The 21,736-nt window shown below is 42.1% G+C and carries 16 protein-coding genes; 10 read left to right on the forward strand and 6 right to left on the reverse strand.

The genetic code is table 11. The annotated features are described in order from the left end of the window. Positions 1 to 93: 93 nt before the first annotated feature. Entirely contained in the window at positions 94 to 1,068 is a 975-nt protein-coding gene (gene bsh, locus KNP74_RS14180; protein WP_214764642.1) for a choloylglycine hydrolase, read from the forward strand. 33 nt (positions 1,069 to 1,101) lie between these two features. Here the strand turns inward: bsh and KNP74_RS14185 are convergent, their stop codons facing one another. From KNP74_RS14185 to KNP74_RS14200, 4 genes are all read right to left on the reverse strand, one after another. Further along, positions 1,102 to 1,380 carry a hypothetical protein gene (locus KNP74_RS14185; RefSeq protein WP_214764643.1) on the reverse strand — a complete coding sequence of 93 codons (279 nt, stop codon included), beginning with the start codon at positions 1,378 to 1,380 and terminating at the stop codon, positions 1,102 to 1,104. A gap of 92 nt (positions 1,381 to 1,472) precedes the next feature. Beyond that, entirely contained in the window at positions 1,473 to 1,904 is a 432-nt protein-coding gene (locus KNP74_RS14190; RefSeq protein ID WP_214756781.1) for a hypothetical protein, read from the reverse strand. 129 nt (positions 1,905 to 2,033) lie between these two features. After that, entirely contained in the window at positions 2,034 to 2,243 is a 210-nt protein-coding gene (locus KNP74_RS14195) for a YdiK family protein (protein WP_131472784.1), read from the reverse strand. Positions 2,244 to 2,259: 16 nt separating this feature from the next. After that, positions 2,260 to 2,910 carry a CPBP family intramembrane glutamic endopeptidase gene (locus KNP74_RS14200; RefSeq protein WP_214764645.1) on the reverse strand — a complete coding sequence of 217 codons (651 nt, stop codon included), beginning with the start codon at positions 2,908 to 2,910 and terminating at the stop codon, positions 2,260 to 2,262. Between the two features lie 258 nt (positions 2,911 to 3,168). On the opposite strand from KNP74_RS14200, the gene groES reads away from it, so the two are divergent. The 6 genes from groES (at position 3,169) to KNP74_RS14230 (ending at position 12,236) form a co-directional block, all read left to right on the forward strand. Continuing rightward, positions 3,169 to 3,453, forward strand: a complete 285-nt coding sequence (gene groES, locus KNP74_RS14205) for a co-chaperone GroES (protein ID WP_021065365.1) — start codon at positions 3,169 to 3,171, stop codon at positions 3,451 to 3,453. 43 nt (positions 3,454 to 3,496) lie between these two features. Next, complete coding sequence (groL, locus tag KNP74_RS14210; RefSeq protein WP_214764647.1) at positions 3,497 to 5,137, forward strand: chaperonin GroEL; 1,641 nt, start codon at positions 3,497 to 3,499, stop codon at positions 5,135 to 5,137. Positions 5,138 to 5,348: 211 nt separating this feature from the next. Continuing rightward, positions 5,349 to 5,639: a hypothetical protein gene (locus KNP74_RS14215; protein WP_214720087.1), complete on the forward strand. Its 291-nt coding sequence runs from the start codon at positions 5,349 to 5,351 to the stop codon at positions 5,637 to 5,639. A 283-nt stretch (positions 5,640 to 5,922) separates the two neighbouring features. Next, the gene (locus tag KNP74_RS14220; protein ID WP_214764648.1) at positions 5,923 to 7,935 is read left to right on the forward strand and encodes a type I restriction-modification system subunit M; all 2,013 of its coding nucleotides are present in this window, start codon (positions 5,923 to 5,925) and stop codon (positions 7,933 to 7,935) included. After that, a complete protein-coding gene (locus KNP74_RS14225) occupies positions 7,932 to 9,230 on the forward strand; it encodes a restriction endonuclease subunit S (protein ID WP_251130206.1) in 1,299 nt (432 codons plus the stop codon). The genes KNP74_RS14220 and KNP74_RS14225 overlap by 4 nt, the downstream gene beginning before the upstream one ends. 15 nt (positions 9,231 to 9,245) lie before the next feature. Then, the gene (locus tag KNP74_RS14230; protein WP_214764649.1) at positions 9,246 to 12,236 is read left to right on the forward strand and encodes a type I restriction endonuclease subunit R; all 2,991 of its coding nucleotides are present in this window, start codon (positions 9,246 to 9,248) and stop codon (positions 12,234 to 12,236) included. Positions 12,237 to 12,304: 68 nt separating this feature from the next. On the opposite strand, the gene drmB is transcribed toward KNP74_RS14230, so the two are convergent. Both drmB and drmA read right to left on the reverse strand, forming a co-directional pair. Further along, positions 12,305 to 14,059 (reverse strand): DUF1998 domain-containing protein, encoded by a 1,755-nt coding sequence (gene drmB, locus KNP74_RS14235; RefSeq protein ID WP_214764650.1) that lies wholly within the window; start codon positions 14,057 to 14,059, stop codon positions 12,305 to 12,307. Further along, a complete protein-coding gene (gene drmA, locus KNP74_RS14240) occupies positions 14,046 to 17,456 on the reverse strand; it encodes a DISARM system helicase DrmA (protein ID WP_214764651.1) in 3,411 nt (1,136 codons plus the stop codon). Before drmA ends, drmB begins: the two co-directional genes overlap by 14 nt. A 65-nt stretch (positions 17,457 to 17,521) precedes the next feature. On the opposite strand from drmA, the gene KNP74_RS14245 reads away from it, so the two are divergent. The 3 genes from KNP74_RS14245 to KNP74_RS14255 are packed head-to-tail and all read left to right on the forward strand — an operon-like array spanning position 17,522 to position 21,666. After that, positions 17,522 to 19,849 (forward strand): hypothetical protein, encoded by a 2,328-nt coding sequence (locus KNP74_RS14245; RefSeq protein WP_214764652.1) that lies wholly within the window; start codon positions 17,522 to 17,524, stop codon positions 19,847 to 19,849. Positions 19,850 to 19,878: 29 nt separating this feature from the next. Then, the gene (locus tag KNP74_RS14250; protein WP_214764653.1) at positions 19,879 to 20,577 is read left to right on the forward strand and encodes a CBS domain-containing protein; all 699 of its coding nucleotides are present in this window, start codon (positions 19,879 to 19,881) and stop codon (positions 20,575 to 20,577) included. A gap of 18 nt (positions 20,578 to 20,595) precedes the next feature. Next, positions 20,596 to 21,666, forward strand: coding sequence for a hypothetical protein (locus KNP74_RS14255; RefSeq protein ID WP_214764654.1), 1,071 nt, complete (start codon positions 20,596 to 20,598; stop codon positions 21,664 to 21,666). The last annotated feature ends 70 nt before the right edge of the window (positions 21,667 to 21,736 follow it).

Genomic DNA, 21,736 nt, shown 5'->3' on the forward strand with positions numbered 1-21,736 from the left:
TCATCGTTTTTTCTTATGGTTGATGTCAGACGATAACGTGAATAGGACAAAGAGTGCTGTTATTGTCTGCATTGGATCGGAAGGAGTTTTGTTATGTGTACAGCAATCACGTACGCTCCGCACGCCCACTACTTCGGCAGAAACTTAGACCTGAACGTGTCCTATCACGAGCAAGTGACGATCACGCCCCGAAACTATCCGTTTAACTTCAGACGGATGGGCGAGAACGTTAACCATTACGCGATGATCGGGATGGCGACCGTCGTGGAAGACTATCCGCTCTATTACGAGGCGACGAATGAGAAGGGACTGAGCATGGCAGGGCTGAACTTCCCGGGGAATGCCGTGTTCAAGCCGGAAGTCGACGGACGAGACAACGTCTCCCCGTTCGAGTTCATCCCGTGGATCCTCGGCCAGTGCGCGACAATCGAGGAAGTGAAAGAGCGACTGGCGGCGATTCATCTGATCAATCTCAATTTTAGCGACGCGCTCCCGCTTCATCCGCTACACTGGATCATCGCCGACAAGGATACTTCGATTGTTGTAGAGCCGATGACGGACGGGTTGCGCGTGTACGACAATCCAGTCGGGGTCTTGACGAATAATCCATCTTTTGAATACCAGCTGTTCAATCTGAACGATTATCGCCACGTCTCGACGAAACTGCCGGCTAATACGTTCGCGCCGACATTGAACCTCGATGCCTATTGTCTCGGATTAGGCGGGCAAGGCTTGCCGGGTGACTTATCGTCGACGTCGCGTTTCGTCCGGGCAACGTTCGCTACCTGCAACTCGGTCTGCGAACCGACCGAGGCGTCCGCGGTCGGACAATTTTTCAAACTGTTGGATACGGTGATGCAAACACGTGGCTTGAACGAGGCCGAGGACGGGACGTATGAGTACACCATCTATTCCTCATGCTGTAACGTCGATGATGGTATCTATTACTATCGGACGTATGACAACAACCAAATCACGGCCGTGTCACTGTTCCATGAACCGTTAGAAAGTGAGCAATTGATTGCGTATCGGCTACAACACCACCAACAGATTCATTATGAGAATTGAGAACAGCCCTCTTCGCGCGAAGGGGGCTGTGTTTTACAGTGTGCCGTTATAGAGCGGGGCCTCATCGTCCGTGCTGATGACTTTCAGGTGACGCTCGTCTTTTACATAGACGCTCTTATAGGCGACACCTTCACCTGCATAGAACAAGATGACACGGTTGCCGTCGTTGTCCGTCTCGACTTTCGGTTCATACTGTGCGATCTCAATCGTCTCTTCGAGCACGCCATACTCGTCGTATGTAGACAGGTCGTCTTTGTTGGAGCAGGCGACGAGAAACAGGGAAGCGACCAGCGCGAGAACTGCTTTCTTCATCGTATCTCTCCTTATTTGATAGTTAACCTATCAAATATAACGCAGATTGATATCTTTTTCAAAAGAGAGCCAGGATGAGTCAGAGCGGGTGGTTATGCGCCGATGACTAAAACGACACGTCCTTCTTCCAACGCAAGTGACTTGATGTTGCCGACTTTCACTTTTTGGAGCGGGCCGATCGCACTCAAGTCGAGCGTCAACGTTCGAGCATCGTAAGTGATATAAGGGGAGTGGTTTAAAAATTTGTCGTTGAAGATTTCTTTATCCGTAGGCTCGACCTTCACGACAGTGAACACAATTTTTCGCCCGTGGATCTCTTTTGGCACCAATGTCAGTTTCATCCGAACATCTTTCGAGAAGAAAGCGACCCCGACTTTCTTTGACCCTGCTAAAATCAATTGTCCGTTTGTGATCTCGACGGTCACATCCGACAGCTCGGGGATTTTTGGACTTATGAACGATTGAAGTTTGGACGCCTCGAGTGGGACTGTGACCGCTACGTTATTCATCATCTTCTTAAACATACCACCAACTCCCTTTACCATTTTTATACTTCTCTAAATGATTAATACCTTTATTTTACAATCTTGAATCCTTTGTTTGGGAGAAAGTGATCCATAAGAAAAGACCAAGCTGCGCGCTTGGTCTTTTCGTTAGGCCGATTTATCGTTGTTCTCTTTTTTGGCTTTTCGGGCAAGTGTTAAAATCTGATACACCTTGAAGAAGTCATACGCGGCTACGGCGATGATGAAGTACGTCCAGAAGCTGAAGCCATACTCCTGCACCGAGTAGTAGGCGAGGACGGTGAACAGAATCCCGAACGAGAGACTGAACAAAAACATAACTTTTAAGTGTCGCGGCATCAATGCCACCTCATTTCTACATTAAGAATAATACGACCATGACGAGCGCGTTGTTGAACGCGTGAATCGCAATCGGTACAATCAAGCGACGCGTCTTGGCGTATGCGACCGTGAAGGCGAAGCTCATCGCCACGTAAACGAGAATCTTGTTGTCACCGTGGATGAGCGCGAACAAGAGCGAGCTGACCGCGAACGCGATCCAGAACCCGAAGCGGGCGCTCAAGTTGCCGAACAAGATATGACGGAACAGAATCTCTTCCATGATCGGTCCGAGCAAGACGACCGAGAGCGTCATGACCGGGACGAGACGGACGATATCCGCGATTTGCTCGGTGTTCTGTGACCCCATGACGTCACCTGAGATCCACGTCTCAATCAAGTTGGCGACGATGACGAGCCCGTATTGCATGAGAATCCCGAGTCCGATCCATTTGACCGTATCGTTCAAGTTCGACTGGATGCCTTGCTGTTTATATAGCTTCAAGTCGGGCCACAGCAAGAAGAGCGAGATGATGATCGTCAAACTGAACCCGATGGCGAACCAAAGCCCGGTTGCTGTCGGCGTGATCCATTCGGGACGTACACCGCTAATCAATACCGGAAAGAATTGAACAAACGCATACAACAGAATCGGGATGATATGCCGGAGCCGAATGTTAGGCGCCATCGAAAAACGGGTATTTATCGATTGGTTTGAGTTTAGTGTAGCCAATTCAACACGTCCTTATTCCTAAGAGTCAACGTTCCTTTTAACCATTGTATCAAATAAGGTCTCTTGACCGCGAGTGGAAGCATTTTTTTGATGTTCCCGCTTGCATTTTCAGTCGTCTCATACTACACTAATCAGTGTTAGCACTCCTTTTTGATGAGTGCTAAAACTTACGATTCAACGATACATCATTCATATTCGGAGGAGGTTTTTTCTATGTTAAAACCACTAGGCGATCGCGTCATCATCGAAGTCGTGGAGAAAGAAGAAAAGACGATCGGAGGCATCGTGCTTCCTGACACGGCGAAAGAGAAGCCGCAACAAGGACGCGTCCTCGCAGTCGGTACAGGCCGCGTCACGGACCAAGGTGAGCGAATCGCGCTCGACGTCAAAGAAAATGATTTGGTCATCTACTCGAAGTACGCGGGTACCGAAGTGAAGCATGAAGGCAAAGAATACTTAATCGTTCGAGAGAGCGACATTCTCGCAATCGTAGGCTAAGACTCACCATTTTTCAAAAATCTTGTTTAGGGGGAAATGAACAATGGCAAAAGAAATCAAATTCTCAGAAGACGCACGTCATGCGATGCTTCGCGGTGTCGACGCACTCGCTGACGCGGTAAAAGTAACAATCGGACCGAAAGGACGTAACGTTGTCCTTGAGAAAAAGTTCGGCTCACCGCTCATCACGAATGACGGCGTGACGATCGCGAAAGAAATCGAACTCGAAGACCACTTCGAAAACATGGGCGCGAAGCTCGTTGCTGAAGTCGCCTCGAAGACGAACGAAGTCGCAGGGGACGGTACGACTACGGCGACAGTCCTCGCTCAAGCGATGATTCGTGAAGGTCTCAAAAACGTGACGGCGGGCGCGAACCCGATGATTCTCCGTAAAGGAATCGACAAAGCGGTTCGTCGTTCACTCGAAGAGCTAAAAGAGATCTCGAAACCGATCGAGTCGAAAGAAGCGATCGCCCAAGTCGCGGCCATCTCGGCAGCAGACGAAGAAGTCGGCGAGTTGATCGCTGAAGCGATGGAACGCGTCGGTAACGACGGCGTCATCACGATTGAAGAATCACGCGGCTTCACGACTGAACTCGACGTCGTCGAAGGGATGCAGTTCGACCGTGGCTACTTGTCACCATACATGATCTCAGATTCAGATAAGATGGAAGCGGTACTCGACAACCCGTACATCTTGATCACAGACAAGAAGATTTCAAACATCCAAGAAATCATCCCAGTGCTCGAGCAAGTCGTGCAACAAGGGAAACCAATCTTGATTGTCGCAGAAGACATTGAAGGCGATGCGCTCGCGACACTCGTCTTGAACAAGCTCCGTGGTACGTTCAACGCGGTCGCGGTCAAGGCACCAGGCTTCGGCGATCGTCGTAAAGCGATGCTCGAAGACCTCGCAACGCTCACGGGCGGCCAAGTCATTACAGAAGACCTCGGCCTCGAGCTCAAGTCGGCATCACTTCAACAGCTCGGACGCGCTTCAAAAGTCGTCGTCACGAAAGACACAACGACAGTCGTCGAAGGTGCTGGAGACGAAGCGGCCATCAAAGGACGCGTTCAAACGATTCGTAACCAAATCGAAGAGACATCGTCTGACTTCGACCGTGAAAAACTCCAAGAGCGTCTCGCGAAACTCGCAGGTGGCGTAGCCGTCGTCAAAGTTGGTGCAGCGACAGAGACAGAGCTCAAAGAACGCAAGCTCCGCATCGAAGACGCACTCAACGCGACACGCGCAGCCGTCGAAGAAGGCATCGTCGCAGGTGGTGGTACGGCGTTCATCAACGTCATCCCAGCGGTTCGTGCGTTGCTTGCAGAAGTGACAGCGGATGAAGCGACAGGTGTGAAACTCGTCCTCCGTGCCCTCGAAGCACCGGTCCGTCAAATCGCGGAAAACGCGGGTGAAGAAGGTTCGGTCATCGTCGAGAAGCTTAAAAACGAGTCGGTCGGCATCGGCTACAACGCCGCGACTGGCGAGTACGTCGACATGATCGCACACGGGATCGTCGACCCGGCGAAAGTGACGCGCTCAGCGCTTCAAAATGCAGCATCCGTATCAGCCATGTTCCTCACAACGGAAGCGGTCATCGCAGACAAGCCAGAACCAGCAGGCGCTGGCGGCGGCATGCCTGACATGGGTGGAATGGGTGGAATGGGCGGCATGATGTAAGTCTATTCTTAATAGTTGAAGGGAGAAGCTTGAACTATAGAGCTTCTCCTTTTTTTATTGTGTCTGTTAAAACTATATTGAATGAGATATTTATATTCAATAAATAATTGATTTTTAGTTATTAAACATTCAAAATTAGTAGTGTACTTGCGGTAATATTCAATGTTGATCTCAACACTATCTGAATGCTTTTTATGAGAGGAATGGTAAAATGAAACGAGAAGAAGTTTTAGCCGCTCTGCAAGCAGGGGAATTTGATGGTATTAGTCATACTTATCAGCCTTACGGTACTAGTTTTGATAATAATAGCTACCAGTTAGAAATGAATGTATCATATGGAACTATTGAATTAACGAAGACTGCAACTGGAAAAACATTTGATGGGAAAGAAAATGAGCGGTTTGAACAAAGTCGAATTGAAAGTTTAAATGGTTATGATGCAGTAGATTTTATTGAAAAACGGCCGTACTATTTTTCTCAAAGAAGACCAGATTTGTTTTAAGAAATAAATGTTTATTTAATTGAAGGGTTTTGAAGTTATTAATCAATTCAAGAATTATCCTAAGAGAGATATTAAAAATGAGTATTGTCGAATCTTTGACAATACTCATTTTTAATAGAATTTTCAATCGGAAATTGATAAATGACACTGCGAAAGAAGAATATTGATGCTACAAGATGACTGCTTCTGATCTATAATTAATATGAGTAATTTTCCAGAAAAATAGAAAACAATAGATTTATAAAAGACAGATTTTTAATAAATATAGAATGAGGTATTTAAAATGATTAATTTTCAAGACAAAGTAAGTTTTATTTGGTCAATCGCAGAGGTTTTACGTGGACCATACAAACCAGAAGACTATGGGAAAATTGTACTGCCATTAGCCGTATTACGTCGATTTGACTGTGTGTTAGAAAGTACAAAAGAAGAAGTATTAGCGAAAGCTGATAAATTTTTATCAATGAGTGAAGAGGCTCGCGAACCAATTTTGAATCGCGTCTCTAAGCAAAATTTTCATAATACGAGTAAATATGACTTTAATAAGTTATTAACAGATTCAGATAATATCGCTGACAACTTACGCGATTACATAAACGGCTTTTCGAAAGTGGCGCGAGACATTATGGATCATTTTGATTTTGATCGCCAAATCGATAAGTTGGATCAAAATAACTTACTATACTTAACCATTAAACGCTTCAGCGAAATCGACTTACATCCTGAAACGGTTTCGAACATTGAAATGGGTTATGTATTTGAGGAACTAATCCGTCGATTTAATGAGAATGCAGAAGCCGGGGACCATTATACGCCTCGGGAAGTGATTACCTTAATGACCCATCTATTGTTCTTACATGACGATGCAAGTGTCCTAACCAAGCCGGGTTTAACACAAACGTTGTACGACTGTGCTGCTGGGACTGGCGGAATGGGGTCTGTAGCTCAAGATTATCTATCAAGTCAAAACCCTACGGCGCACTTAGAATTTTTCGGACAAGAAATCAATCCAGAATCATATGCGATTTGTAAAGCTGACTTACTCATTAAAGGGGAAGACGCACGAAATATTCGTTTAGGAAACACATTGTCAAACGACCAGTTCTCCCGTGAAAAATTTGATTATCTCATTTCAAATCCTCCATATGGGGTAGATTGGAAATCCTATGAGAAACCAATCAAAGAAGAACATGCGCAACAAGGCTTCAATGGACGGTTCGGTCCAGGCACACCTCGCACGAGTGATGGGCAACTACTATTTTTAATGCATTTATTATCGAAAATGAAGCCTGTAACCCCTGAAAATCCACAAGGTTCACGTTTGGCCATTATTATGAACGGATCTCCATTATTTACAGGTGATGCGGGTTCTGGTGAAAGTGAAATTCGGAAATATGTACTGGAAAATGACTTAGTAGAAGGAATCGTAGCGCTACCAAATGATCTATTCTACAACACAGGTATCGCAACGTATATTTGGATTTTAACGAATAAAAAAGCACCTCTTCATAAAGGAAAGGTACGTTTAGTTAATGCGGTAGACTTCTCGAAAAAAATGAAAAAGTCTATGGGTAGCAAGCGTAACGAAATTACGGAAGAGCAAATCAATGAGATTGTACGTTTATACGGGGATGCGCAGCCACATGAAAACGTAAAGATTTTTGATAATGAAGACTTTGGTTATGCGAAAATTACAGTAGAGCGTCCATTACGCCTAAACTTCCAAGTAAATGAAGAACGCTTAGCACGTGTTGTTGAAGAAAAAGGATTTGTGAACTTAGCAACGTCGAAGAAAAAAGGCGATGCAGGTCACTTTGAGGTCGAAGAAGGTAAGAAATTACAAACGCAAATTTTGTATGTGTTACGCACATTAGCGAGCGATACAGTATATAAAAATCGTGGCGAGTTTACGAAAATATTAAAAGATGCTTTAAAACAAGCTAATATTACAATTGGTGCGCTTGTATTAAAAGCTATTTTAGCGGGACTTTCTGAAAAAGATGAAACGGCTGATGTATGTATGAAAAACAAAACAGATATCGAGCCTGATTCAGATTTACGTGATACAGAAATCGTTCCATTAAAAGAAAATATTGAAGAATATTTTGTACGTGAGGTATTACCACATGTCCCTGATGCATGGATTGACGAATCTAAAACAAAAATCGGTTACGAAATTCCTTTCACTCGCCAGTTCTATAAATACACACCACTACGCAGCTCAGCAGAAATTATGAATGAAATTCGTGCTTTAGAAGTGGAGATTGTCAAGCAGTTGAAGAAGGTGATGGAATGAAAGTTTATTCTGTTGTAAAAGATAGTGAAATTGAGTGGATGGGTACAATTCCAGAACATTGGGAAGTTAAAAAGTTAAAGTTATTAGGTGAGGCTATAACGGGTTTAACTTATAGCCCAAATGATGTTGTTAATAAAGGTGAAGGGATATTAGTTTTAAGGGCATCAAATATCCAAAATAACCAAATAAAATTCGAGAATAATGTTTATGTAGATACGCAAATCCCTTTTAAGTTAATCACTAGAAAAAACGATATTCTTATTTGTTCTAGAAATGGGAGTAGAAAACTAATAGGTAAAGCTGCATTAATTGATAATCAAAGTGAAGGTATATCTTTTGGAGCATTTACTACGGTGTTTAGAAGTGATTTATCAGAATATTTATTTTACGTGTTCCTGTCTCCAATATTTGAATTTCAGATAGGAACATTTTTAACATCAACAATTAATCAATTAACGATTGGGAATTTAAATAGTCTTCAAATACCTGTACCTAGTAAAAGAGAACAAAAATCTATTGTTAATTATTTAAAAGTAAAAACTAAAGAGATTGACTTACTATTAAATCAAAAGCAACTTTTGATATCCTTGCTTGAACAACAACGTCAATCAATCATTACAGAAGCGGTAACAAAAGGTTTAAATCCTAATGTGAAAATGAAAGATTCAGGTGTTGAGTGGATTGGTGAGATTCCTGAACATTGGGATGTAAATAAAATTAAATTTAAATTTGATATTAGAAAATTCATTCAACCGTCTGAAAATCCTACTGTACTCTCTTTAACACAACGTGGATTAAAGATTAAAGATTTAAAAGATTTTTCAGGGCAACATGCTGAATCATATGATAAGTATCAAAAAGTAGAATTTAAAGATTATGTTATGAATGGAATGGACTTATTAACGGGATATGTGGATTGTTCACCATTTGAAGGAGTAACAAGCCCTGATTATCGAGTATTTCGTATAAAAGATAATACTGAGTGCCATGATTATTATCTAAGATATTTTCAAATGTGTTATTTTACTAAGATTTTTTATGGGCATGGTCAAGGTGTATCAAATTTTGGTCGATGGAGATTACAAACAGATGTATTTAAGGAATTTCCAATTCCTGTTCCTCCAAAAAATGAACAATTTGAAGTTAGCAAATATTTAAAAACTAAAGAAAGTGAAATAGATAAGTCGCTGGAATTAATAAAATTAGATATTGAAAAACTAAAAGAATACCGCCAAGCCCTAATTTACGAAGCAGTTACAGGCAAGATTGATGTACGTGATATGGAACTTGATTAAGTGAGGTGAGTTGTCATGGCAATGGATACTTCGGAAAAAGGGTTTGAATCGAATATTGAAACTGAGTTAATTGAAAATGGCTATAAAAAGCGTGTACTGGAAGGTGACGCAAGTGTCGCTTTTAAGCAGCATGCTATCGACGTAGAGGAACTATTTGCATTTTTAGAGGATACGCAGGAAAAACGTATGCGTACGCTTGAGAAGTCGTATGGTCCTTCTTACAAAGAAGAAGTGTTAAAACGTATCAAAGATCAATTGCATAAGCAAGGGTTAGTCGAATGTTTACGGAAGGGCATCAAAGACCGCGGGGTGACGTTGCAATTAGCCTACAATAAGCCACCAACGGATATGAATAAGACATTGAACGAGCAATATCAATTGAATCGTTTCAATGTGTCTCGCCAAGTCTATTACAGCGACAAGCATAACAACAGTTTAGACATGGTCTTGTTCCTAAATGGTCTACCACTTGTCGTGATGGAACTAAAGAATCCACTTACGAATCAAACGGTTGAGCATGCGATGAAACAGTTAAAGGATGATCGAAATCCTCGGGAACAACTCTTCCGTTTTAATGAGCGGGTTGCTGTTTATTTTGCTGTTGATCCAGACGAAGTATTCATGACAACAAAGCTCGATAAAGGGAAGACCTACTTCTTACCTTTTAACAAAGGCAATCTAGGGGGCAAAGGAAACCCTTTACCTCAGGACAGCAATTATCGGACACATTATTTGTGGGATGACATTTTAGCACCTGATAGTCTCCTTGATATCCTTTATCGTTTCATTTTCGTGAAGAAAGATGAAATCAAAGATTCAAACGGTGAGACCATTGGAGAGCGCCAAATGCTCATCTTCCCTCGTTTTCATCAATTGGATGCAGTGCGTAAAATTGAGACAGATGTATCTCGTCATCTCGTTGGTCGTAACTATTTAATCCAACACTCTGCTGGTTCCGGGAAAACGAACTCGATTTCATGGCTCGCCCATCGATTGGCGAAATTACATAACGAGAACAACGAATCGATTTTTAGTAGCGTCATCGTTATTACAGATCGTCGCGTCTTAGACAAACAGTTGCAAGATGCAGTTTATCAGTTGGAGCATAGAGCGGGAATGGTTGAGCCGATTGATAAAAACTCTGACCAACTTGCACGCGCGATTAACAATGAGACACGCATCATCATTACAACGCTTCAAAAGTTCCCGTTCGTTTTAGAGAAAGTGGCAGGTCTGGAACGTAAAAAGTATGCAGTAATCATTGATGAAGCGCACTCCTCACAAGGGGGCAAAGCATCGACCGCTCTGACGAACGTCTTATCCGATAAGACATTAGAAGCAGCTTACGAAGAAGATCGGGTTGCCGAAGACAATTTGGATGACGTCGATGAGAAAATCGTTGAAGCAATCATGAAGAGTGGAAAACAAGATAACGTATCATTCTTCGCGTTTACCGCTACCCCGAAACCAAAGACGCTAGAAAAATTCGGCACAGTTGGTCCAGACGGTAAACCAGCGGCTTTCCATCAGTACACGATGCGCCAGGCAATCGAAGAAGGATTTATTCTAGATGTCCTCGAGAATTACACGACGTACAAGACGTTTTGGAAGATTGCGAAGACCGTAGACGATGATCCAGAAGTCTCACAAAAACAAGCAACGAAGAAATTGGCTCAATACGTCTCCCTGCACCCGCACAGTATTGCGCAGAAGACAGAAATTATCGTCGAGCACTATCGAAATTTCGTACAACGTAAAATCGGAGGCAGAGCCAAAGCGATGGTAGTAACGGCTAGCCGTTTACACGCCGTACGCTACAAAGTCGCCTTTGATCGTTATATTAATGAAATGGGTTACAATGATTTGAAAACGGTAGTAGCGTTTTCTGGGACCGTTCAAGACGGCGGAATCAATTATACGGAGCCGGACATGAACCAGTTCTCAGAAAGGGAACTACCTGAAAAGTTTAACTCCGATGAATATAAGGTCTTGCTAGTGGCGGAAAAATATCAAACTGGATTTGATGAACCACTCCTCCACACGATGTATGTAGATAAACCGTTAAGCGGTATTAAAGCGGTTCAGACTCTATCTCGTTTGAACCGGACTTGCCCAGGTAAAGATGATACATTCGTGCTAGATTTTGTGAATGACCCAGAAGATATTCAAGCATCGTTCCAACCATATTATGAATCGACTAGTTTATCCGAAGTGACTGACCCGAACATCTTGTATGACATGCAGGCTGAAATAGAACCATATCAATTATTCACGGCCGAAGAAGTGCAAAGGGTCAACGAACTTGAAGTGACAGGCGGAGCGAACAAGTCTGCAAAAGCTCAGATTGAGTTGAATGCGATTCTGGATAAAGGTGTAGACCGATTTAAAAACCTTTCAGATGAAGAACAGTATGCATTTAAACAAGTAGCCACTAAGTTTGCACGGACTTACGGATTCATTTTACAAGTCATCACCTTCATCGATTTAGACTTACACAAGTTGTATATTTATCTGACGTATTTACTGCGTAAATTACCTCGAGGTCGAGATGACAAAGATGTTTACTTGGCCGATGATGTGACGCTTGAATACTATCGCAACCAAAAAGTGTTTGAAGGCGGCATCGAGCTTGAGAAAACAGGTGGATACGATTTAACTCCTCAAAAGCATGGGATAGGTGGCTCGGGAGATGACGAGAAAGTCCGCTTATCAAGTATATTAGACAAGTTAAATGAACGCTTTGGCACACAATTCACTGAAACTGACTTTCTTTCTCGTGAGCAAGTAAAAGAAGATATGTTAAATAGTGAAGATATTCGTGAAAAGGCAAAGAACAATACAAAAGAGAACTTTAAATTCGCATTCGAGAAGACGTTCATTAACTTCGTCATTGATCGGATGAGTAGCAATGAAGAGTTTTTCCTGAAAATCCTAGAGAACGATGAGTTTAAAACCGTGATTATGGAAGACATGATGAATGAAGTGTATGGGGAAGTGAATAACTAAAAAATGGTGCGAAGACTTCTGTAAAGTCTTCGCACCATTTTTGTGTCTTTCTTTTTACTAACGGCGGGTTATATGTCAAAGAATGCGAGATGATCATCCGATAACTTTGGATGAAGTGTCCGCCGATCTAACAGTTCATTGTTCCATTCACAAGACGTCTCACTTAAGAACAGACAGCAATGGCATGCTGCAGCTTTTCGGTCTTGGCCACCTTCAAGGCAAGTCGGGTCTGATGAGCAGTACTCCGTTAATTCAATGGCACGCTTTAACATCAATGACATCTTCTCTGGTTTGGTAAGTTCAATCAATCCACCTAAACTGCTTTCAGAATCACCCTCGGCCGTATGGATTAACACAGAGGCAGCGCCATTCTCAAAATATAACCGCTCCCGCAAGGAGGTAGAAGAATACCCACTCGTTTCAGCAAACGCTCGAATTAAGGCATGAGCAAATGTATGGAGCAAGATATGACGTGGATATAATTCGATTTCGACTTGGCCTCGCTTAACGCGTTTTCGTTGGAATCTTGCCAGCTGACCTTCAAAAATACGTTTTACAGAGTCACGACTTTCCCATTCTTCAATCATCTCTGGATTCAATTCAATAAATATTCCTTCACCAAAGATTTCGATTCCTGGATACCAATTTGTATGATTTTTAAAGATGGAGATACCATCTCCTGCTTTGCGTTCGACGAATGAATCTGCGTACTTCAAACGATTAAAACTAGTTAACGCACGGACTTCACGCATCAAATCCACACGTGTGATGTGACTGATATAGTCTGTCCACTCTTCAGGAACAGTCACCCGCTCGGCTTGGCAATCTTGTTCTTGGAGCGGTGCAGTTTTTGTATGTTTCCATGCACTGAGCTCTCGTTGTTTGATAGAACCAAAAGCAAGGTCCTCCAGTTGCCGATTAGAATCCAAGTAATGAATACCTTTTTGAATATCATTCTCCGTCCAATCTCCGTCACTCAATAATCCTTTCAACATGACCGTTTTTTGGTCTGAGGAAAAGTTTGGCCATGTATTTTTAAATAACTCATACTTTTTATCGATTTCTTGATAGATCGCTTCAGGACTTGCTGTTTTGAGTGGTAACGTAATCACGCTTTGAACATTTGGAATGTGTAATTTTGTCTCTCCACGCAAAGACACTGTCATTTCCGCATCACACACCTCAGCTTGATGATTTAAAATCCAAGGTTTAGTTCCTGAACATGTCTTACCTGTAACACGTTCAAGTTCTCCCTTTTCTTTTATCCTTGCCAGAGAAACAGGAGGCGTGGAACAGTTGGTACATTGAATTCGCATCGTTTTGTAAGAACTCGATAGCGTGCCTTTATCAGTTATCAGACGTAAACGGGGCTTATCACAAATATCATGTCCTTGATGTGCCCACTTCACCCATGGAAAATCACTAATATGCCCCTTTCGACAGGCGGTCACAAAACGCATCGGTGCATACTTCACTCCAAGAGGTTGACATTTTGGGTTCGTGCAAAATGTACGTCTCGGTTGATCTGTCATAAATCCGCAATTCGGACAGAAGCGCCAGATCGGAAATCGTGATACTTTCGTGCGAATTGCTTCAGGGTTGCTGTTCAGTAGGCGGATCGGCTTCTGGTTGAAAGCACTCATCACAGCGTCATGGTCTTCTTCTCGAACTTTATTATATCCAAATTTCCATTGATCCACTGCGTTTGTGATAAAACTACCGTCTGGCAAATCAACGATAGCTCCTGGACCGAAGTGATGAAGTAATTGTGCCGCACGAATCGAACCTCGTTGATAAGAATGCTTTGAATCACCAGCTGTCATAGCGATTGACCTCCTCTTCAACTTTAATTTCAGGCTCTACACTGCGCAAAGAAGTCAGCGCAAACATCGCATCGTGAGTATAAGGGGTTTCTTCAAAGTACTTCAGTAAATGATGTGAAGTATTCATCGGTCTACCATTTACGATTTTTTGTCGATAGGCTAGTTCATGGTTAGTGCGATTAGCGAGTGACTCCCACGTGTCTAACACCTCACTGACAAGATGACGAGTTTCTGTTTCTGAACAATCATAAACAGACTTAGCTCGAGCGACAAAGCGATCAATCATCGTCACGTCTATAGCATTCAAATCAAATTGACCTGCGCTATTGGATTTCGAAATAGAAGGCGAGGTTGTCGTTTGACGAATTAATCCCACGAGAACACCAGTGATACCGCGCTTTAATGCACCTTTAGAGAAGGGTGTCACGCTCGTAGGTTCGACGTATTGATAGAACGACTGATGGAAAGATTTGAACTGCTCAAAGTGGAACAAATCGCGAGTACGTTGTGGGTTCAGAATTGTCACGACAAGGCCGGGATGCTGACGGCCAACCCGGCTTGTGGCTTGGATGTATTCAGCAGTCGTCTTCGGTTGACCATGGACGACCATCAAACCGAGACGGTTGACGTCAACTCCTACAGAAATCATGTTCGTACACAGGACGGCATCCAATACTTCATCATTCTCAAACGTTCGTTCCATCCGAGCTAACAATTCAGGAATTTCCTGTGCTTTTTTGCGACTCGTCAACTCTTCGAAATCGAGTAATGGGTCTTCAATTTCATTCGCTTGAAGATACGTCCGAATCTCATCATAAAACATCGTATTCGTACCGGCCAATTCACGAATTGTATTGAAATACCCAACAACGGTCCAATACGGATCGAGTTCAGCCTTCTTCTCTTGTTTTCGTGTCGCGGCAATCAATGCTCCGTATATGTTCACAGTATGGATTTTCATACTGACCCCCGGCGAAGAAATACCTACATAAAGACGACCTGGTTTCTGATCAATCGGTACTGTTTTTGAAAAAAATGAGTCATCAGGTGATTGAATATAAACTGGGAATTGGTTTGCCGGACGGTCATAAAGACCTCGAATTTGAGATTCAGCCCCACTGATGGTAGCGGTAGAAGCAACTATTTTTGGTTTTGATTCGCCAAATCCCATGAGCTCATCAATCACGAACTCATATAACCCTGTTAGAGAACCAAGCGGACCGTTTAAAAGGTGCAACTCATCTTGGATAACAAGATCCGCAGGCGGTAGCCAAGCTTTTTGCCGTGGCAAATCTTGTGTCGGAGAGTCGTCTATGAATTTGTTGTCGGAAGCTCGATAGGATGATTTACGACCGAACAATTCTCCAATCCGTGGTTGCCAAGCGATTTGTGCTAATTTATCGACGGTCCCGATGACGAGCGACGGCAAATGATCGTAAATGGCCTCGTCAATCGTATACGCTGGGATGCCGCTGTGGAATGTACATCTTGTCTTCGAACATTTGATTGTCGCTTTAGCTCGATTGACCGAATAGTTTTGTACAGTCAATTTCTCCCCACACCAAGGACAATGGCTAAGTTGCATCGGGTTACCGACTTCTCCGTTTTCAAGGGGTTCGTTGCTTGCTAGTTTTTGAAGCGCGATTTTTGCATCATCGTAATTGTTTGGCGTGGATGCGCTACCGATCCAAAGTCCAATCGAGAACGGTACGGTGCCTAAGTCTACTAATTGAAGATCAGGTATCTGCTTCGAATAAGCATCTTCGTGTCGACGAATTGCTTCCATTGCGCAAATAAGAAGCGTCGCTCGCTGGAACTGTTGAATGGTCAGTAGACGGAGTGTATAGCGCATCATGACACTCATGCCACCGTAACTCATTGGCTCGTTTACATCATTCTTTAAGCGCCGAACAAACATCACGAATGCTGCTAGGCCAAGGTAAGCTTCCGTTTTACCTCCACCGGTCGGGAACCATAGCAAATCGACAAGCTGACGGTCTTCATGTTGCTTGTCAAAACTGCTAGGTAAATTCATGAGGATAAAAGCTAACTGGAACAGACGCCATTCGCTTTTGACCGGTTCAAAATCGTATTGTTCTGTTTCTTTATATATCGAGGCCTGAATCCCTTGCTCGCGTTGAACGTGCATCGCTAAGTTCGAGAGTCTGAAACCCGTCCATGCCTTGTCGTTCGTCTCCAAAAGACGAATTCCATCGTATATACGCGAACATGTTTCTCTCGCTTGTTCAACTTGTTGTGAAAGCAAGGGTTGATCACTTTCGCTAAGTCCGTCCCGCTTCGCTGACTCATCCTCGATCCATTCCATATAAGCATCTGGTAATTTTTTTAATCGAGAAATGACTTCAGCTTTAGGCTGTTTAGCCAGATCCAACATATTGAACGACGTGTCCGTCAAACGTTGATGCTCAACTAGAGGCACTTCTTCTTTTGGCAACCATGTCGTGGTGAAGTAGTAGGTTGTGTCATCTACAGACCAATCTGTACCGATTTGGTGACCGATAATAGGAACAGTCCGTTCGCGATATAAGAAATTGATTAAGTTGTTCACCCCGTAAGCAGGCCGTGGAACAATGGACTGTTTATTGATGCTAAATGACAGTTGAGGTTGAAAGATAATCTCCTCTTGTCTCGGAAAACGATTAGTTGAACTTAAGTCCAAGCTGTGAACGAGATAAAGACTGATGTCTAAGCCAGATTTCCCTGGACGTACGTACCATTTTAAGAGCAGATTCGAATCTGAGTCGATTGACAGTTCACCACTTTGGTTTAAATCCAGTGAGACGATTTTTGAGAACGGCTTCCGTTTGTAATAAAAAGAGGTATCTTCTTCTACAGACTCATAACGTGCCCAATTGATGTGACAAGTTAGTGGGGTAATATCATTTAAAATAAAGCTGACACCCAAGCTTGAATTACGAAATTGATCTTGAGAAATGATGATTTCTTCGATGGCTTCACCTTCAACGGTAACGCCTTCAACTTCATTTAAAGGTTGATCTGTCTCTTCTTCGTGAATGACGTTTGATGAGGCCCCGTATGGAAAGATCCGACCGGTCAAATAGTATGAACTTGGTGCCGCTTTGAGCGTTTCATGTTCACCATTTTGTGGTCCTATCAGTCTTTTTTCTAGGTTCTCAACGAGTTCGGTGCGCTGTTTAGGTGTAAAGGCTTTAGATTGTGTGGTTTGCTTCTCCTGACTTGTTAATTGGAGAACGTCCTTATTCATTTGGACTTTTGTTTGATGAGCTAAAATCTGTCGAAGTTGTCGCAAATCGATGAACTCATCTTCAAGCAAATCTAAAGCCTCATCAATCGAGGCCTGGTGATTATCTTTACCTGATAAAAAATTAACTAGGCGCTGGATAATATCATTCATTGTTTTGCCCCTTTCTTATATAATTTAATTGTAAAACATTTGAATATAAGGGGCGAGGGGAAATGATGGAATCTTCAGGTGTAGTCTCTTCAAATATTAGTTATATTCAGTTGGCATTTAACTCACTTCACACCGATGTATTGACGCGAGAAAAACTAATAGAGTATTTGATGATGATTTGGGATTCGGGACGGGGTTGTAAGAGGGAAGATGCTGTTCGAATCTTAGATTCAGCATTAGGAGCTAAATCTCCATCGTTAATCAGTGATGGAGAGTGTGTTAGACGTGAAAATAGTCCCTCTCCACGATTTGATTCGATAGAAAAAGAGCTACGTCAAAACCGAGAACCGGTTTTAATGACGAAAGAATTAAATCGTTTAACAACAGCTTTATATAAAGATTCTCGATTTATTGTCTTGAATGGCAAACATGGACGTAAAGATGCGCAATATATTATCTTGAGCGAATGGCAACTATTAAATGACTTGGTTCATCGCTATATGTACAAGAATAAACTTGAGAACATCGTCAGACATGATGTGATTGCACGAGTAAAATCTTACTATGACATACAAGAATCTAACGTCTTATTTTTCCCGAAAGTAGATTCTCGTTTCAAGACATCTTATCAACGGATTAGTTTAAATGATTATGATAATCCACCAATGGATTACAACATCACCGTTTCACCAGATATTCTAGAAGAAATTGAAGAACAGAAAGGTGCCATTATTGAGCACTTGAAACGGAATCGCGAAACACCGATTAAAATTCGAGAAATTATTCAAAAGTATTTTCGGAAACAGCCATATGAAAATATATTCTCTGCTTATTACGAAGGATTGAGACAAGTTTTAAAGGTGGAACGAAATATTGTTATTTCTCAGAATACGATTATTTATGATGATTCCAAACCCAAAGAACTAGATCTCACCTCAAATAAAACGCGTGGGAAAACAATTATTTCTCCAATCCCATCATTACGAGTGAAGCAGACTACAGAAGTGGCTGAACCTGCTAAACGGGAACGTTCGGCCAACAGCCGTATAACGATTCGCTTATCTACAATCGAAAGAAGAAACTCTATATTTCAGGTGCCTGGTGAGTTGGCGAAGTATTTTGCCAGTGGGCAGCTGGAAGTTTTAAATCAGTTACGTCCATATATCCTAACTATGAACTCGAAAGGCCAAGCGGGAAGCCACAGTTTTAGTGATTTTCTTTTTGAACATCGGATTAAACCGGGACAAAAGATGATATTCGAGGATCTGCAGGAAGGAAAAGCGACTGTCAGAGTGGCTCCGTATCTACCAGAGGATATGCGAGAAGCTGAGCGGCTCAATCGAATACAAGAACTCGATCCATCCATCGAACATCCGAGCGCACGTTCACTCTTAGTAAACTATTTATTGAAACAGAAATCTCCCGTTTCTGTGGATAAGTTAATTGAAGAGGTTCAACAGCATTATCCATATTCACCGAAAACGGTCGAGTCGATTCTGTACAAACATCCCTACTTTATTCAAGATACGCTTCACACATGGCGCTTTGAGCCTGGTCTTTGGAATACGCGTCAAGAATCCAATAGTTTGCTAAATATGAACGAAGAATTGATTCAAATCTGGGGAGATTTAATACCATTCATATATGAAGGCAGTAACGTACCAGCTCCACATTTCATCCCACAAGAAGTCGAAGATGTTCGTGTCATTGTGTGGGGTGGTCTATCCCCGCTTAACCGCACACAAGAACTTGAGTACCGAGAAGGTGGAATGCTCCTTAACCCTACGTCAATCAATCAGATTTTAGACGAGGAGCAGTTTTTGACATGGACATCACTCATATATGAACGAGGAAAAAATAGTTCGACAACAAGACATGCTTTTGATCAAAAAATCGAACGTTTCTTTCGACTAGCTGGAGTTAAAACGAATGTACTAGCAGTCCCTACTTTCCCAGCTTTACGGTTACCTCATCGATTGAAGTGTTCCCGATTAACAAAATCAATCTTGAACGGTAGCCATCCAGAAAGTACGCATTTAGCGCCGTTGTTATTTGAACAGTATCGGATAATGATGCGGTTTATTAACGAGCATAAGGCGCATGTCGTTGTTTTGAATTTCGATGAGACGGAGTACGCTTACTTTCTCTATGCGATGCTTGGATACTCTGAACCGATTGAACGTAAGGCGCTCACTGAATTATTAGAAGGTCGACAAATGCCAATTCGAGAAGATAAGCGTGTGTTGTGGAATTGGAGCGAGTCTACAAAACCATTCTTTAATCTAGGTAACGTAGCATTTGAGCGGAATTATCAATTGGCTAGCGAGTTGTTCAAATTGTATGACGGAGAGGCATGGAAAACTGTTAAGCAAGAAGAGTTTGTGGTGCGTTGAGATAAGGTTTTCAAACATGGAGGTATCTCATGAAAAACTCTATTACTTTTTTAGATCGGTTTCATCGCATTGAGACAATGTTACGTCAGCAGCTAAAACAGGAAGAGCACATCTCCTTCTCCTATCTTGTGGATCAGGCGGCTAAACAAAATCCCTTAATTCGACAAAAAGCGGAGCGGCTCAAAAGTTTTGGACGCTTGCGCAACGCCATTCAACATGGGAGCGGATTGAATGGTGAATCGATTGCAGAACCTCACGAAAAAATTGTGAACGAGATTATTGAAATCGAAGAGAAGTTACGTTCTCCGAAGCGAATGAATACCTTCTTCTGTGACGTCTATTCATTGAATGAAACGGATTCGATGAGTAAAATGCTCCAGTTTGTTCATCAATTCCAATACTCTCAATTTCCTGTTTTTAATTCAGACGGAGAATTTATTTCGCTTGTAACTGAAAGCGGAATTACGAATTGGCTGGCGTCAAAAATGAAGGATGATCTCATTTCATTCGAAGAAAACAGAGTGAGTGATCTTCTTTCCGTTGATGAACTTGCTAGGACGTATCGCTTTGTTTCGAGAAGAAATACCATTTATGAAGCAAAAGATTACTTTTTACAGGCCGCAAATAAAGGCCAAAAGTTAGAAGCTTTGTTGATTACGGAATCTGGGAAGTCGAATCAAGCGTTATTGGGGATTGTCACACATTGGGATTTAGCGAAATTTGATTAAATGAAAGGGGGCGAACTTTTGGCTAAATACAAAAAGTCTATTATTCGAAAAATTCCTATTCATTATGTAGAAGATCAACTAGCAGTAAATATTGGAATTGGAACGGTTAGCATCTGTTTTACAAATATGACTGAAAGTAGAGTTATTAACAATCAGTTATTCCATATAGCGACTCTTGATAAAGTGACATTGCATCGTTCGAATATGTTTCAAATATTAATTTCCCATGAGGAACGATTCATTGAGATGGAAGTACGTTTCAATCCAGACGAACTGAAGAAAAAGATGAGGTTTGGCATTTCCGAATCGAAGCATGAAACGCCATATAAAATTCACTTTCGGAATAAAGAACACAAAGAGGAATTAGTCCCTCAGGTGCTAAAACGTGATACGAATGTAACATCTATTGACGCCCAAATAGAAAATCTTATCCAAACCTTCGCAGATACCGGACGCTTTACTCTCATTGAGAGGGAGTTGGACGACTTATTAGGTAAACGGAAATCATTAAATAAACAGAAGGGAAGACTGAATCACTTTTTAAAACTATTACAAGTCATCCATTACTCGGGTGATACATCCTTTAACACATGGGTGATCAAAAACTTTAATGTGATACGGAATTTACCAGATTCGCATAAAGAGATTCATCCAATTGTCTATTTTAGAATCATCCGTTTTTACTTTTCATGTTTTTCAAAACAACAGTATAAAAGAAAATTCAATCAAAGTAGTCGAATTGCTGCCGAACAAGATGCCATTAGTTTTTACGGACGAATGCTCGGATTAAAATTGCCGTATCGGGCTGTTACTCCATATGGGATGCTCTTAAAAGACTGGGACCGAAAAGAGTTTAACGGTCGTATGCTAGACAAAATGTTGAGTTATTTGCAATTAACGAATCGAGAAACAGTGGTCATTGAAAATATGATTCAAAATACCTTCTATAAAAAAGTCCCACTTCAACTAAATGAAAAAAGTGAATTAGCTGCTTATGGATATATTAAGGTCACATCCATTTCCATGAAAAAGCGTAGAGAAATTTTAGTCAGAAAATGTATTCCTGAATTAGTGTGTAATGCAAAATAGGAGTGCAGAAGTGTGCAACGGAAACGTACACAACTCTGCACTCCTATTTTAGAAAAGAAAAAGGACTTGC

Origin of the sequence: Exiguobacterium sp. s141 (genome assembly GCF_018618085.1) — a bacterium.
GTDB lineage: Bacteria > Bacillota > Bacilli > Exiguobacteriales > Exiguobacteriaceae > Exiguobacterium > Exiguobacterium mexicanum_A.